The sequence below is a fragment of the Parabacteroides faecalis genome (assembly GCF_022809355.1).
In the GTDB taxonomy this organism is placed as follows: Bacteria; Bacteroidota; Bacteroidia; order Bacteroidales; family Tannerellaceae; genus Parabacteroides; species Parabacteroides faecalis.
Window position 1 is genome coordinate 58,182 of record NZ_JAKZMM010000020.1, and the last position, 15,943, is coordinate 74,124.

Sequence of the window (15,943 nt, forward strand, 5' to 3'; positions counted from 1 at the left end):
ATATGTTGTATCCATTAACATTTAAACCCATCCTGAAGAAAGTGATTTGGGGTGGTTCAGACATCTGCCCGTTCAAGGGTATTTCTCCTGTACAGGAAGGAATCGGAGAAAGTTGGGAATTATCTCACGTGGATGGTGATTATTCAATCGTTGCCGAAGGAGAATTAGCCGATAAGTCTCTCGACGAATTGATCAAGTCATACGGTAAAGAATTATTGGGCGAACACGTTATGGAACGTTTCGGCACACGTTTTCCGTTATTGATCAAGTTCATTGATGCACGCGACAATCTTTCCATTCAGGTACATCCCAATGACGAACTGGCTAAAGCACGCCATAACTCATTTGGAAAAACAGAAATGTGGTATGTCATCAAGGCTAACAACAATGCCTTCTTGTATTCTGGTTTCTCTCAGCAGATTGATGCCGATGAATATGTAAAACGAGTACAAGACAATACCATCATGGACGTATTGAAACGTTACGATGTACAGGAAGGTGATGTATTCTTCTTGCCGGCAGGACGAGTTCATGCGATCGGTGCAGGTTGCTTTATTGCAGAAATCCAGCAGACAAGTAACATTACATACCGTATCTATGATTACAATCGTAAGGATAAGAACGGTAATACACGCGAATTGCATACAGAATTGGCAAAAGATGCTATCGATTATACCTTGTATTCTGACTATCGGACACATTACAAAGCACATTCTAATGCTACGGTAAACTTGGCCGATTGCCAGTACTTCACAACAAATCTGATTGATTTGGATGCAACCATGACGCGTAATTTCGCTGAATTGGATTCATTCGTCGTATATATTTGTATGGAAGGTAATGCACTGATCACAGACGATAACGGATATGAAATCCACGTACATCAGGGTCAGACGGTATTGATTCCGGCAAGTGCTAAATCCGTAACTATCTCTCCTTCTCCGAAGGCTAAGTTCATGGAAGCTTATATTAAATAAAATATCTTCTTCATGACAGAAACGCAGGTTCATTCAGTAATCGATTTGAACCTGCGTTTATTTTTAACCTGAAAGCTATATGAAAGATTCCATTTCTATTCAAATAAAAGAAATCCGTCCGGATGAATTATCAGCCTACTGTCATGGTTTGACAATTACTTATGGATGTGCGACTTCGTTGTTTGGAACAATTTTGGTAGCCTACGTACCCGATGGGATTTGTTACCTCTCGTTTGTGGATGATAACCTCGAAGAACAATTGGAAGAATTGAAGAATAGCTGGCCTGGAGCTACGCTGTCACCAGAAACACAGCAACAGACCCAAACATTGTTGTCTCTTCTGCAAGAAACTAATTCAGAGATTCCTATTCTTGCTGTTTGCTTAAGCGGAACCGATTTACAAAGACAAGTTTGGAAAGTGCTGCTACAAGTTCATAAAGGAGAAACATCTTCTTACACACAAATCGCACAAACTGTCGGACGTCCGAAAGCAGTACGGGCTGTCGCCTCCGCTATCGGTAAAAACCCTGTCAGCTGGATTATTCCTTGCCACCGGATTCTGCATAAAGACGGTAGCCTGAGTGGGTATCGATGGAATGCAAAACGTAAACAACAGCTCTTAGATTGGGAGAGAACCAAGTAAATTCACTACCAAAATGTTTTTTAGGACGGATTTTATCGCATATTCCGTTCGGTTTATGTAAGTTTGCAGCCCTAAAGCTCATTTCAATATGAATTGGATACAAGAAACATTTCTCCAGCCCACCATGATACAGACGGTGGCTGTTATCTGCATTGTTTGTGCCATTGGTGTTTATTTAGGAAAACTAAAATATAAAGGTGTCTCTCTAGGCATCACTTTTGTCTTTTTTACCGGAATCCTGGTCAGTCATTTTGGAGTGGTTGTCAATAGCGATATGTTGACATTTGCCCAAAACTTCGGATTGATTGTATTCGTATATACGTTGGGACTTCAGGTAGGTCCCGGTTTCTTCTCTTCTCTGAAGAAAGGAGGAGTCTTACTCAATTCAGCAGGTTTGGCTGTTATCTTTATCGGATTGATCATGACGATTCTTCTGCATTATCTGACAGGCATCTCTGTTTCTGACATGATGGGATTACTATGCGGAGCAGCCAACAATACGCCTTCACTCGGTGCTGCTCAAGAAGCCATGCTGCAAATCAATTCTACAGATGAAAAGAGTATCACGGATATGGCATTGGCCTGTGCGGTAGCTTACCCGATGGGAGTCATAGGGGTTATCCTGGCCATTATCGTTCTGAAAGCCTTATTCCAGAACAAAAAGAAAGAGAATAACGCCGAAATGGGACAGACACAAACATTCGTAGCTGAATTCCAAGTATGTAACCCGGCAATTTATCATAAGAGCATCAAAGATATCATGACACTGACGGAAAAGCATTTCGTCATCTCACGTGTCTGGAGAAATGGAAAAGTAAGTATCCCGACATCAGATACGACACTGGAAGAAGGAGACCATTTGCTCATTATCTCCGTCAAGGCAGATGTAGATAACATCAAGGTATTGTTCGGAGAACAGGAAAACGTCGATTGGAATAAACCGGATATCGACTGGAATGCCATCGACAGCCAATTGATTTCCCGCCGTATCGTTGTGACCCGCAACCGCATCAACGGTGTACGCCTGGGTTCTCTTCGTTTGCGTAACCTTTACGGTATTAACATTACACGAGTAAATCGTGCCGGTATCGACTTGCTGGCTTCACCCGACTTGCATTTACAAATTGGTGACCGCCTCACCATTGTAGGAGAAGCCAACGCCGTTAACAACGTAAGCAAGATCTTGGGTGACCAACTCAAGCGTTTACGTGAACCCAATTTGCTGGCCATCTTTGTAGGACTGACACTCGGTGTAATTATTGGTTCTATTCCTTTGGCTATTCCGGGCATGAACACACCCATCAAACTGGGTGTAGCCGGTGGTCCAATTATCGTCGGCATCCTGATGGGAGCGTTCGGTCCGCGTATCCACCTGACTACTTATACCACCCAAAGTGCCAACCTGATGATGCGCCAGTTTGGAATCACGATCTATTTGGCTGGACTGGGAATCAGTTCCGGACAGCATTTCTTCGAGACTGTCTTCCGCACGGAAGGTCTGTTATGGCTGGGATTAGGATTTGCCCTCGCCATTATTCCCGTATTACTCGTTGGTCTGATTATGACCCGTTTCTTCCAGGTAGATTATGCCAAAAACGTCGGGATGCTATGCGGTTGCATGACTAATCCCATCGCCCTCGACTATGCCAACACCACCGTTGAAGGCGACGAGCCGTCAGTCGCCTATGCCACCGTATATCCATTAGCCACATTCATGCGCATTATTACCGCCCAGCTTGTCATTATGTTATTTCAGTGAAAAAACCTATCTTTGTAACAAACCATTAAAAGAAAGGAGAACCCCATGAGCTCAATGGAACTAAATGCCCTACGTGGCGAACTGGCACACGATATTCTAAATATAGAAGACATCGAAGTCTTGAAAGAAGTGAAGCGTAGCCTTCATCAAATCATTGCCCAGGCAAAAGACGGGATGAAGAACAAATCTTCGCATCCACGGCCTTACACGTTAGAAGAAATCTACAGCCGAATTGCAGAGTCGGAAGCCCAAATAACGGCTGGAAACGTATTGACTATCGAGGAAGCGAACGCCGAAGTAAGAAAACAATTGCCATGGTTAAAGTAAGATGGAGTACACGGGCCAACAATGCCCGTATTTCAATACTAAAGTACGGTAAAGAGGTATTTGGCTTAGCAAGGGCGAATAAGCTAAATGACAGCATCGAAAAAGCAGTTGCCCGATTGGAATCCTTTCCCCGTATGGGAAATATCGAGCCTTTACTTTGTGACCTCGACAAAGAATATCGCTCGTGGGTTGTCCATAAGCACTACAAGATTATCTATGTGATCTACGAAGCACAAGATGAGATCTATATCGTTGACCTTTGGGATACCCGCCAAGAACCCGATAAACTTATTCTTTTTAAGTAATCCACCACCCCACCATGGACAAAGAAATAGACAAAGAACGACTGAAGAAGCTGAACCCCATCCCCCTCAGGCTGAGCAAACAGACCATGCCTAACGGTACCGTTTACTACCGGGGCAACGTGAAAGCCCTGAAAACAGTAGATATACAAGAGATCGCCCGCCGCATCGTTGAAGATCGAAGCGAAATACGCGAAAGTACCTTCATCCATACCTACGGACTGATCAAGGAACAGATCTATGAGGCACTTGCCCGCGGGGAAAATGTCGATCTGGGCTTCGGGCAGCTTTCCATCCGGGTGAAGGGGCAGTTTGAGTCGGTCCACGATTCGTTCGACCCCGAGCGCAACGCCTTCAACATCGTCTTCACGCCCTCGGCCCGTACCCGCCAGCTGGAGCAGCATCTGCGTGCCTACAAGCAGACCGAGCCGACTCGTCGCCATCCCGTCCTCACCGAGGTATGTACCTACGACTCGATGGGCCATCGGGATGCCGCCTTCAACACCGTCCGTTCCGACAATCCATACATTCACCTGATCGGATCCAATATCAAGGTGATGGGCGACCATCCGGACTGCAAGCTCCGCTTCCGTTCGGCAGACGGAGAGACCGTGGTAGAGCCCGCCGTCCTGGTCCTCAACGAGCGCAACCACCTCCTGGCCGGCCTCCGCACCCCGCTCACACCCGGCGAATGGACCGCCGAGCTGGGGACGCAATACAACGCCAGTTACCGCCTCTATAAAGAGTCCCGTTACACAAGCTTCAACTTTACCGTGACAGACTCCGAGTGACGTACTATACAGGATATACCGCACCCTAATGCGGTGTTATACCGTATAGGGGCATAGTATGACACCGCATTGCAATAAGGCAAACAACCGCATCTAGATAATGTACAAGTTGTACAGATGCAAACAAGCACCTTTTCTATAAGCTTGAAGACATGAAAAGAGCGTAAAGGGAAAGAGGTTTGTACCCCGCTTGCTTTACGCTCTATAACGGATGATCCAAGAATCCAATTGTTTACCGTATCAATTCCTTCATCCGTTCCTTTAAGGAACCTTCGCTATAACCGGTCCACATCTTTAGGACTTTACCTTCAGGAGAAATCAAGACATAGCGAGGAATAGCATTGACCTGATACACGGCTGCAAGGCCACTCATTCCACTGGCAGCTTGCCGCCATTGAGTGCCCGTGATTTGATACTCCTTTATGGCCACCTTCATGTTTTCTTCTGTACCCAAACAGATACCAACTACCGCCATCCGGTCTTTATATTGCTGGCTGACCTCAGTCATTTCCGGTATGGAAGCATAGCAAGGACCACAACCCCGATCCCAAAAGTCCAGTAAAATATATTTCCCTTTGAACTCCGAAAGTCGATGGAGATTCCCTTCCAAATCGTATAAATCGCCATCCACCATCGTGTCCCCTTCGTTAACAATCTGTTCCGGCAAATTCAAATATCCCATAATCTCCTGATAGAACTCTGACGATGGATCAACTTCTGCCATCCGGCCGGATAGCGAGCGAACCAAAGGGGTCAGTACAGAATCCGGCTTATAACGCAAATAATGTTGGGCAAGAGAACAATACTCAAACAGCCATTTTTCGGACATCGGGGCATCTTTCATATACTCCAAGGTACGTAAATTAATAATCCGGCTTAATTTACTTTGTTTTTCATCCAGCAACTGATACTTCTGTTTATTGGCCTCTGTCCTTGGAGCCAAGCGTAAGGCTTCTTGTTGCACACTATACTGCAACCATTCTTTGTCTTCCGGAAACCGGAGTTGTCGGAACGTCTCTTCTGCCTCTTGTTCTGGAATAGAGCTTTTCACCTCCCAAGTCCTTATCAATTTATCGTCCCCCTTGACCTTTATATAGTTACCCGAAGCAACCCATACCGTCAACTGTGCACTAGGAAAACCTTTACCCGGATTAAAAAAGTTAGAAGCATTGATTGCCATTTTACGGGGCTTGAACGAAGTAATGGTGTCTCGAAAGGAGAACTTACCGTCTATCACCGTGTCATAGGCAATGGATTTACCACTGTGTCCTGTGATTTTAAATAACCCCACCACAGTACTATCCGGTACATTTTCCAACTCTCCTTCAATCAGGTATTCCCCTTCCGGCACTTTCGGATCACTGTTACAACTACTCAAGGCTAAGCATATAGCACCTCCAATAACAACTAATACATTTCTGGTTTTCATGCTATTTATATTTTGTTTGATTATACTTTCCGGCAAACCACCAACACTTTCCCTCCATCCGACAAGGTGGTAGCGAAGAGATAAACGTCACCGCCTTCCTGAATCTTGGTCTTCTTCCGCAGTTCATCAACCGACATAGGGAAATTACGGACGGTGATATTGGCTTGGGGTATTTCCTGAGTAATCGATTTACAGACTTTGTTGGAGAAAGGAAGAACCTTCTCAACCCGGAACGAACGGCCGGGAAAACCGGCAACGAGAATATCGGAAGTATAAAGATGGCTGCTGATGTGTAGTTTCTCCAAACCATACTGCTGGGCAACCGATTTAAAAGCACCGGCTTTTAAGACAGAGGCATTCGGCTCATAGAGGTAAGTGCCTACCTGAGCCGCCAAAGTCAACGGAACATTCCGTTCTTCTTCAGCCGTGAAAGTAAAAGAGTGTTCTGTTCCCGTAGTCGTAAAATCCACACAATAAACCGGAGGTGTAGAAACAGCCGCTTCCCGACGGATATCAAACAGCAATTCCTTGCATTCATTCCTAACAGACAACACATGGATAGCTACCGTTCCCGGCAATAAAGATACTGTCTGTTGCAGGTCTGCCATCGGCGACAATTTGGCTATGACGCGCGGAGCTTTCTGCAACAATAAGGGGAGCAAACGAGGCAAATCCGGTTCACAATCCGACAAGGCAAAGACGCGTTTGTTACCTTCACCCCGCCGTGCCGGATCTAAATAAAACACATCCACTTCAGGCAGTTCGGAAACAATATCAACCGAATTTTCATTCCGCACCGTGATATTATCCGCACCTAATACCTGAAAATTATGACGGGCAGCCTCACAATAAACCGGAAAACGCTCGATATAAGTCAACAGGCTAACCTTTCGGGAGAAAAAATAACTATCAATTCCCAAACCGCCTGTTAAATCACAAAGCGTATCCGAAGAAGACACCAAACGCTGTTTATACAAGGCTGTCCGTTCTGATGAACATTGTTCAGCGGCAATCTTGGCGGGAAAAACCAAGTCTTCGTTGGCATACCACGAAGGCAATTTCTCCCGAATCTGCCGCCGGGAAAGAATCTGATCTACCAGAAAAGGAACATCCAGCTGTAGATATTTCTTCGCCCCCAATAATAACCGGTTCGCATCATCGGAAGCATGATCGCGGATAAACTGCTTTTCTTCAGCGGTCAGATTCATAACAGACTATTGAAAGAAGTATCGGATAATATCGTTTCCGTTCGCATAAAGCAACAGGGCGAACAAGAGGAACATACCAGTCATCTGTGCATATTCCAAGAACTTATCGCTCGGTTTCCGACGAGTAATTACTTCGTAAAGCAAGAACAGCACATGACCACCGTCCAACGCCGGGATCGGCAAGATATTCATGAAAGCCAAGATGACAGACAACCAGGCAGTACGCTCCCAGAACAATTCCCAATCCCAAGTAGAAGGGAACAATCCACCAATCGATCCAAAACCACCGATGCTGGAAGCACCCTCTTTGGTAAAGACATATTTCATGTCATTGGTATAGCCTTTTAGGGTTCGAATTCCTTTTACAATTCCTGCCGGGAACGATTCGAAGAAGCCGTATTTAACCGTTACCAGTCCAAACAATTCTGCCGGAGCTTTCACGGCTACTCCTATTTTTCCCAACGAATCGACTTGCATTGTCAATGTATCCAACGCACCATTCCGATAAAAGCCAACGGCAATCTCCTGATTCTTATTATCTGCCAAACAAGTCGCCACCTCTGAGAACGTCGGAGTAGCCTGTCCATTAACCGAAACGATACTATCTCCAGCCTGCATACCAGCAAGAGCTGCCGGCGCATTGGGTTCGGGTACTTCTTTTATCACCATTGGGAAACGAAGAGCAGCAAAGCCTTTCTTATCACGCAACAGTCGTTGCATCATATCGTCCGGAATCGGAATGATGGTCTCCACACCATTACGCAAAACCGTCACGTTTTGAGCTTCCACTACACTACGCAAGCAATCTTCTCCAAAGCGATCCAAGGTCAATGTATCTGCTTTTAAGAGAATATCACCATCCTTAAATCCCACATTCTTGAAGGTTTCACTATAATCCATCCCCATTTTCATGTTCTTGAGTGGCATATACGTATCGCCCCACGTAAACAAGATCATGGAATAAATGAAAAGAGCCAGCAGGAAGTTAAACAACACACCACCCACCATAATCAACAGACGTTGTCCTGCCGGTTTGGAACGGAACTCATACGGTTTCGGTGGCTGAGCCATGGCTTCTTTATCCATACTCTCATCTATCATACCGGAGATCTTACAATAGCCGCCCAAAGGCAACCACCCTACTCCATATTCCGTTTCACTATTTTTGGGTTTGAATTTGAACAAAGAAAACCACGGGTCAAAGAAAAGGTAAAATTTCTCTACTCGTACTTTGAAGATACGAGCAAAAATAAAGTGTCCGAATTCATGTATCAAAACCAACAAAGAAAGGCTTAACATGAACTGGAAGGCTTTAATCAAAAATGTTTCCATTGAAATTAAGTTCTATTCTATATTTAATTGTTTCAAAATAACTGAGCGGCGATCCGGCGCGCTTCCTCATCCGTATGTACATAATCTTCATAAGTCGGACGCTGGATAAACGTTGCTTTTGCCATCGTCTGCTCAATGACATCACTCATTTGTAAGAAACCGATCCGGTCTTGCAAGAAGGCAGCAACAACCACTTCGTTGGCTGCATTCAGAATACAAGGCATATTACCACCTTGCTTGACAGCCTCAAAAGCATAAGCCAAATTGCGGAACCGCTTCATATCCGGTTCTTCAAACGTGAGAGATGCATACTGGAAGAAATCCAATCTCGGTTCATGGCTTTTCATCCGCTCCGGATAAGAGAATGCATACGCAATCGGGAGTTTCATATCCGGAATACCCAACTGAGCTATCACGGCACCATCTTCAAACTGTACCATCGAATGAATCACGGATTGCGGATGAACAACTATCTCGATCTGTTCGGGAGCAACTCCAAACAGCCATTTCGCTTCGATCATCTCAAAGCCTTTGTTCATCATCGAAGCCGAATCTATGGTAATCTTGGCTCCCATGTGCCAGTTCGGATGTTTTAATGCCTGCTCTTTCTTCACCAAAGCCAGCTCTTCCATCGTCTTCTGACGGAATGGACCACCCGAAGCGGTCAATAATAGTTTTTCCACCGGATTATCATACGCACCATTCAAACACTGAAAGATAGCGGAATGTTCCGAATCAACCGGCAAAATAGGTACCTTATATTCGGCTGCCAAAGCTGTAATCAACTCACCGGCAACTACCAATGTTTCCTTATTGGCCAAAGCAATGGCTTTTCCAGCCTTGATCGCAGCAATAGTCGGTTTTAACCCGGCATATCCCACCATGGCCGTCAATACCATATCAATTGGTTTTGCCTGGACAACCTGTGCAATCGCATCCGAACCTGCCCATACTTTAATAGGCAGATCTTCCAAAGCTTCTTTCAGTTCGGGATACTTCTGTTCATTGGCAATCACCACCACTTCTGGCATGAACTTGCGTGCCTGATTGATCAAAAGGTCCACCTGGTTATTGGCAGTCAAAGCATAGACTTCGAAACGGTCCGGATGTTCACTAACTACCTCAAGCGCCTGTGTCCCGATCGAACCTGTTGAACCTAATATAGCTAATTGTCGTTTCATGAAACTTACTTACTAAAAAACAATGAAATCTTCCGGATTAACCGGCTTTCCATTATACCATAACTCAAAATGCAAATGAGGACCTGTTGATAATTTCCCTGTATTTCCCACCAAGGCAATGGCTTCGCCTGCCACCACTTGTTCTCCGGGTTCTTTCAACAGCAATTCATTATGCTTGTATACTGAAACAAATCCATTTTTATGTTGCAACTGGATCACATTTCCCTGATTCGGATCATAACCGGCATACATCACCGTTCCATCCAGCGTTGCCAATACACTTTCCTTGGATGCGGCTGCTATATCCACACCAAAGTGATGGATGTCTGCCTGATAATGGGAAGAGATAACGCCATTTACCGGTTTATAAAAGAACAGGCCATCCATCGGCAACGGATTTGTATTCAGAACAGTTAAATTATATTTTTCTTCCTGCTCAAAGTTCTTTACATACTCTTCTTCCTCCGGACTACGAGGAATCTCGAAGTCGGCATCAACCCGTGCCAATGAATCTATTTCCCGAATAGAATCCAGTTCAATTGTTCCACTGATGATGCCTGTCACATTCTTCAAATATAGATTCTGTATCTCGATCATCCGCTCCAATGAGTCCGCACGCAAAGCATTTTGTACGATTTCCTTGCGGACTTCAACATCCAGATAACCGGGCAGATAATTACGGATAGGCGTCATAATGATAATAAAGGCTGTAAAGGCCACCAGCGAAAAGGCAAACACGCCCAACGATATAAATACCGACAACTGAGATAACCGGAACGACCAGACTTCCTCCAAAGTATTCTCATTGATAAACGAAAGCTTATACTTAAAGCGAATCCGTTTCCAAAAGGATAATTTATTCGTATTGCTTTTGCTTCTTTTCCACTTCATAGCCTGTACCTTCTTACAAATCCAGCAAGCCTTCCGGCAATGCCATCAATAATTCCCGCTTGTCAAAATCAACATGTTTTACCAAATCCTCAGCTGCAGGCAATAGCAGGTCTTTTCCCTGATACTCTATTTGCAACAAGACATTGACCGTCGTTTCATCCACATCTACAATCTTACCTAATTCTCCGGCTTTCTCATCGATCACCGTAAAACCGATAAAATTATCCCATGTCACATCACCGAGCAATTCATTTTCGTCCATCAGCTCCAACGGATAAAAGACATCCCGATTGGTAAACTCCCGGGCTGCTTCTTCCGTATCTACGCCTTCCAGCTTCAATAACATGGATGACTGTGTTTTATAACGATAATCCTCCAAAAAGAATGGGACCAGAATCCCGTCCATATCACATATAATATAAGGATCGTCGGTATCATCAAACACATCACAATCGGTCATCAAAGTAATTTCACCTTTGATTCCATGCGGTTTGGCAAACTGACCTATCTTAAAAACTTCATCCGACTTAATCATACTTCTTTTTCATTACAATCGGGTAATCCGTGCCCCGATCTGATTCAACCGCTTGTCTATATCCTGATAACCCCGGTCTATCTGATCGATATTATGAATCGTACTGGTTCCTTCCGCACTCATGGCTGCGATCAATAAGGCGATACCGGCACGAATATCCGGCGATACCAACGTAGATGCCCGCAACTTGAACCGATTTCCCAAACCAATGACTGTTGCCCGATGCGGATCACACAAAATAATCTGTGCTCCCATGTCAATCAGCTTATCGACAAAGAACAATCGGCTCTCGAACATCTTCTGATGAATCAATACACTACCGACCGCCTGAGTGGCAACCACCAGAAAGACACTTAGCAAATCAGGTGTCAAACCTGGCCAAGGAGCATCCGCGATGGTCATAATCGAACCATCTATAAACGTATCAATCTCATACGAATCATGCGTAGGTATATGAATATCGTCTCCTTGCTGTTCAACGGTAATACCCAAACGACGGAAAGAATCTGGTATAATACCTAATTTATCATATCCCGTATTCTTGATCAGAATATCTGAACCTGTCATGGCCGCCATTCCGATAAAACTACCGACCTCAATCATGTCCGGCAAGATCGTATGTTCGGTTCCATGTAATTCGCTGACGCCTTCAATCGTCAACAGATTCGAACCAACGCCCGAGATCCGTGCACCCATCCGGTTCAGCATAGCCGACAATTGCTGCAAATACGGTTCGCAAGCGGCATTATAAATGGTCGTCTTTCCTTCAGCCAATACGGCTGCCATCAAAATATTGGCAGTACCTGTTACCGAGGCTTCATCCAGCAACATATAAGTACCTCTCAAATGTTCGGCCACTACTTCATATACCCGCCGGTCCGGATCGTAAGTAAATGTTGCGCCCAACTTCTGAATACCGACAAAATGCGTATCCAGGCGCCGGCGCCCGATCTTATCTCCTCCGGGTTTCGGAATCATAGCCTTACCGAAACGGGCAACCAATGGTCCTACAACCATAACCGATCCACGCAATGAAGCACTCTTCCGCAAAAACTCCTCGGTCTGCAAATATTCCAAATCAATGTCATCTGCCTGAAAAGTATAGGTTCCAACAGCCGGGCGTTCCACCTTTACACGCATATCACGCAAAAGCTGGATCAGATTATTCACATCCAGTATATCCGGAACATTGTGTATCGTAACCTTTTCAGGGGTAAGCAATACGGCACAAATCACTTCCAGCGCTTCATTCTTGGCGCCTTGCGGAGTGATTTCACCCGACAATTTATGTCCTCCTTCTATGACAAACGAACTCATCTGTTTTTCCTTGAGAAATTATTCTTCTTATTATTCCGTGCCAAAATTTCACGGCTTTCGGCCAATTTGTGAACTTCTTCGTCCAACACGATATTTCCTCCCGAAAGCTCATCCAAGTCTTTGAAGATCTTCCGGTCGTCTACACTTTCCTTGTTCCAGGTCAGGAATGACTTCTTCATCTGGGTAGCCAGTAGTCTTACCAACTGGTCTTTTTCCGGACCTTCTGGATATTCAGTAGCTTTCCGGATCATCAGTTCCAGCGTCTTACCATAATGCCGATAACGAATCCGGGAGTTATTATATGGAATCCGGGCCGGACGGGTATAAAGTTCTTCCTTCTTGACGATCTCATACGGATAATCGATGTCTAACTTAAAGTCGGACATGATAGCCAAATGATCCCATAAGATATGCTTGAAATCGTTCACATCCCGTAAATGAGGGAACATATTACCCATCACATTAATAATGGAATTCGCACATCGTTTTCTTTCTTCCCGGTCTTCTATCGTTACGCAATAATCCACCATATTCTGGATATTACGACCATATTCAGGTAAAGCTAACCGCTTTTCTTGTGTATTATATTTCATTCGTATTTATTGTTTGCGTGCAAATATACTCAATTCATCTTTGATAATAATCGATTCACCTTGAAAACAATTCGTTCGGGGAATTCGTTTTGACATTAATTAGAAAAATATACCCGACGGACTCCGGTCTGTCAACGGAAAATAAACGGCAACCGTCTGTCCATAAAACGAGATATTTCCCCAAAAAGTTCATGTACTTCCTTGCGGAAAGAGACAGTCTCTGGCGTAAATACCTTTAACGAATGCGGTATCATGGATATATCAATCCGGCTATCGGCCATGATTGGTTCTCCATCCAGATGCATGACACCCGGATGATTCCGGATGATCGACAACGAATGTGCCTTCATCGTCTTGATTTTACTGTTCTTATCAATCTGCTTGGTAAATAACTGGATAGCCAAAGCTGGTATGTCAATCGGCGTGAACGGCGAAAGAATCGTCACGTCCATTTGTCCGTCCTGTATATTGGCATGCGGAGCAATATAAGCATTATTCCCATATTGCGAAGCATTCCCACAAGCCACCAGAAAAGCCTTTTCCTTTACTTGGCAATTGTCGATCAGCAAATCGTACACTTCCGGCTTATAACTCAAATATTCTTCAATTGTATTCTTCATATAAGTGAGGGAGCCACGCCGTTTCTCTCCGGCAAACTTCTGACTGACGGCTGCATCAAAGCCCACACCACATGTACAGAAGAATGCACGATCATTGGCCCGGCAACAGTCTATCACTGTTTCCTTCCCCCGGCTAATCACTTCCAATGCCTTCTTCGGATCCATCGGAATATGCAATTCGCGCGCCAGACCATTCCCTGATCCCATAGGAATAATCCCCAACGTTGCATCCGTATGAATCATCGAACGGGCTATTTCATTGACAGTACCATCTCCACCTACAGCAATTATACAATCAGCTCCTCTCTCTATTTCCCGACGAGTGATAAAACTCGCATGTCCGGCATACTCTGTAAACGCAAGCGACAAATCATAGCCGGCATTCGCACACATCATTTCTATCATCTTCGGGATCTTTCGTTTTGATCCAACCCCAGATATAGGGTTAATTATTGCTTGCACCCTCATTTAATCTGCTTTTTCGAGATTTCACTATATTTCAACAGCAAAAATAATGCTTTTGGTAAAACTTTTAAGTTATTTAGATTGAAGAAGTAAAAAAATTACTACTTTTGCGGCTGATAAAAAGGTGAAACAAAGAGCGAATTTAATCAAAGAGTTCTTTTAAAGAAACATTTTGAGAAGATAAAAACAAAAATTCTCTTCATTAAATATGAAACTATTACAAGAGAAACTAGCTAAGTATGATGCACCGCAGCGCGCTATGGCTGCCGGTATCTATCCGTATTTCAGAATGATTGAAAGTGATCAGGATACCGAAGTTACTATCAGTGGCAAGAAAGTATTGATGTTTGGCTCTAATGCTTATTTGGGATTAACCAACCATCCGAAAGTAAAAGAAGCTGCGATTGAAGCCATAAAGAAATATGGTACAGGTTGTGCAGGTTCACGTTTCTTAAATGGAACATTAGACTTACATGTTCAATTGGAAAAACGTTTGGCCGATTTCGTCGGAAAAGAAGATGCGATCGTGTATTCAACCGGTTTTCAGGTTAATTTAGGAGTGGTTTCTTGTCTGACAGGTCGTGAAGACTATATCTTATGGGATGAACTGGACCACGCTTCTATCATCGAAGGCCATCGGTTGTCCTTCTCTACCAAGTTGAAATATAAGCACAACGATATGGAGTCGTTGGAAAAACAACTTCAGAAGTGCGAGCCCGACAAGGTTAAACTGATCGTGATGGACGGCGTTTTCAGTATGGAAGGCGATATTGCCAAATTACCTGAAATTGTAGCGCTGGCTAAAAAGTACAATGCCAGCATCATGGTAGACGAAGCTCACGGTTTGGGTGTATTAGGAGACCACGGACGCGGTACTTGTAATCATTTCGGTGTAACAGACGATGTAGATCTGATCATGGGTACTTTCAGTAAGTCGTTGGCTTCTATCGGTGGATTCATCGCTTCTGACAAAGATACAATTAATTACCTGCGTCATAATTCACGTTCTTATATCTTCAGTGCCAGCAATACGCCGGCTGCTACGGCTGCCGCCAATGCAGCTCTTGATATCATGTTGAACGAACCTGAACGTATCGAACATCTGTGGAAACTGACTCATTATGCATTGGATGGTTTCCGTAACATGGGATGCGAAATCGGTCATACTGAAACTCCGATTATCCCGTTGTTCATCCGTAACAACGACTTGACATTCTTAATTGTCAAAGAATTGTTTGAAGCAGGTATTTTCGTCAATCCGGTTGTTTCTCCGGCAGTTGCTCCTGAAGATACATTGATCCGTTTCTCATTGATGGCTACTCATACGCAAGAGCAGTTGGATCGTGCTTTGGAAGCTATTCACGATGTATTCAAGAAACATAATTTGATCCCATAAATTGAGGATTAATCATTCATATAAAAAAGCCACTTCCTGACTTGTTAGGAAGTGGCTTTTTTATATTACCTAAAATCCGCAACTATCATCCAATACACGATTAAGGGTAGATTTATGAGTCGTTAGTAGCAGCTTTCAGTAAAAAGCAACAGCACAACATCAATATGTAGCCACCAT

At 44.2% G+C, this 15,943-nt stretch carries 16 protein-coding genes; 7 read left to right on the plus strand and 9 right to left on the minus strand.

The features are described from left to right. The first annotated feature begins 2 nt into the window (after positions 1-2). From MUN53_RS09265 to MUN53_RS09290, 6 genes are all read left to right on the plus strand, one after another. Entirely contained in the window at positions 3-977 is a 975-nt protein-coding gene (locus MUN53_RS09265; RefSeq protein ID WP_243325015.1) for a type I phosphomannose isomerase catalytic subunit, read from the plus strand. 79 nt (positions 978-1,056) lie between these two features. After that, on the plus strand, positions 1,057-1,620 hold the full coding sequence (locus MUN53_RS09270) for a methylated-DNA--[protein]-cysteine S-methyltransferase (protein WP_243325017.1): 564 nt from the start codon (positions 1,057-1,059) through the stop codon (positions 1,618-1,620). 88 nt (positions 1,621-1,708) lie between these two features. After that, the gene (locus MUN53_RS09275) at positions 1,709-3,379 is read left to right on the plus strand and encodes a putative transporter (protein WP_243325019.1); all 1,671 of its coding nucleotides are present in this window, start codon (positions 1,709-1,711) and stop codon (positions 3,377-3,379) included. 45 nt (positions 3,380-3,424) lie between these two features. After that, complete coding sequence (locus MUN53_RS09280; protein WP_243325021.1) at positions 3,425-3,706, plus strand: hypothetical protein; 282 nt, start codon at positions 3,425-3,427, stop codon at positions 3,704-3,706. Beyond that, positions 3,694-4,011, plus strand: a complete 318-nt coding sequence (locus MUN53_RS09285) for a type II toxin-antitoxin system RelE/ParE family toxin (protein WP_243325024.1) — start codon at positions 3,694-3,696, stop codon at positions 4,009-4,011. The genes MUN53_RS09280 and MUN53_RS09285 overlap by 13 nt, the downstream gene beginning before the upstream one ends. Positions 4,012-4,025: 14 nt before the next feature. Then, entirely contained in the window at positions 4,026-4,799 is a 774-nt protein-coding gene (locus MUN53_RS09290) for a DNA-binding domain-containing protein (protein WP_243325025.1), read from the plus strand. 232 nt (positions 4,800-5,031) lie between these two features. On the opposite strand, the gene MUN53_RS09295 is transcribed toward MUN53_RS09290, so the two are convergent. From MUN53_RS09295 to MUN53_RS09335, 9 genes are all read right to left on the minus strand, one after another. Beyond that, entirely contained in the window at positions 5,032-6,228 is a 1,197-nt protein-coding gene (locus MUN53_RS09295; protein ID WP_243325028.1) for a TlpA disulfide reductase family protein, read from the minus strand. Positions 6,229-6,248: 20 nt separating this feature from the next. Next, entirely contained in the window at positions 6,249-7,436 is a 1,188-nt protein-coding gene (locus MUN53_RS09300) for a class I SAM-dependent methyltransferase (protein ID WP_243325030.1), read from the minus strand. A 6-nt stretch (positions 7,437-7,442) separates the two neighbouring features. Beyond that, positions 7,443-8,768: an RIP metalloprotease RseP gene (gene rseP, locus MUN53_RS09305; protein ID WP_243325032.1), complete on the minus strand. Its 1,326-nt coding sequence runs from the start codon at positions 8,766-8,768 to the stop codon at positions 7,443-7,445. 32 nt (positions 8,769-8,800) lie between these two features. Continuing rightward, on the minus strand, positions 8,801-9,949 hold the full coding sequence (locus MUN53_RS09310; RefSeq protein ID WP_243325034.1) for a 1-deoxy-D-xylulose-5-phosphate reductoisomerase: 1,149 nt from the start codon (positions 9,947-9,949) through the stop codon (positions 8,801-8,803). 12 nt (positions 9,950-9,961) lie between these two features. After that, positions 9,962-10,840, minus strand: a complete 879-nt coding sequence (locus tag MUN53_RS09315; RefSeq protein ID WP_022455208.1) for a M23 family metallopeptidase — start codon at positions 10,838-10,840, stop codon at positions 9,962-9,964. Positions 10,841-10,853: 13 nt separating this feature from the next. Further along, positions 10,854-11,375 (minus strand): ribosome maturation factor RimM, encoded by a 522-nt coding sequence (rimM, locus tag MUN53_RS09320; protein ID WP_243325036.1) that lies wholly within the window; start codon positions 11,373-11,375, stop codon positions 10,854-10,856. A 12-nt stretch (positions 11,376-11,387) separates the two neighbouring features. Beyond that, the gene (gene murA / locus MUN53_RS09325; RefSeq protein ID WP_022455206.1) at positions 11,388-12,692 is read right to left on the minus strand and encodes a UDP-N-acetylglucosamine 1-carboxyvinyltransferase; all 1,305 of its coding nucleotides are present in this window, start codon (positions 12,690-12,692) and stop codon (positions 11,388-11,390) included. Then, positions 12,689-13,285, minus strand: coding sequence for a DUF4290 domain-containing protein (locus MUN53_RS09330; protein ID WP_022455205.1), 597 nt, complete (start codon positions 13,283-13,285; stop codon positions 12,689-12,691). Before MUN53_RS09330 ends, murA begins: the two co-directional genes overlap by 4 nt. 131 nt (positions 13,286-13,416) lie before the next feature. Then, complete coding sequence (locus MUN53_RS09335; RefSeq protein ID WP_262918215.1) at positions 13,417-14,373, minus strand: diacylglycerol/lipid kinase family protein; 957 nt, start codon at positions 14,371-14,373, stop codon at positions 13,417-13,419. 205 nt (positions 14,374-14,578) lie between these two features. Here MUN53_RS09335 and spt point away from each other — a divergent pair, with 205 nt between their 5' ends. After that, a complete protein-coding gene (gene spt, locus MUN53_RS09340; protein ID WP_243325040.1) occupies positions 14,579-15,766 on the plus strand; it encodes a serine palmitoyltransferase in 1,188 nt (395 codons plus the stop codon). Positions 15,767-15,943 lie beyond the last annotated feature (177 nt).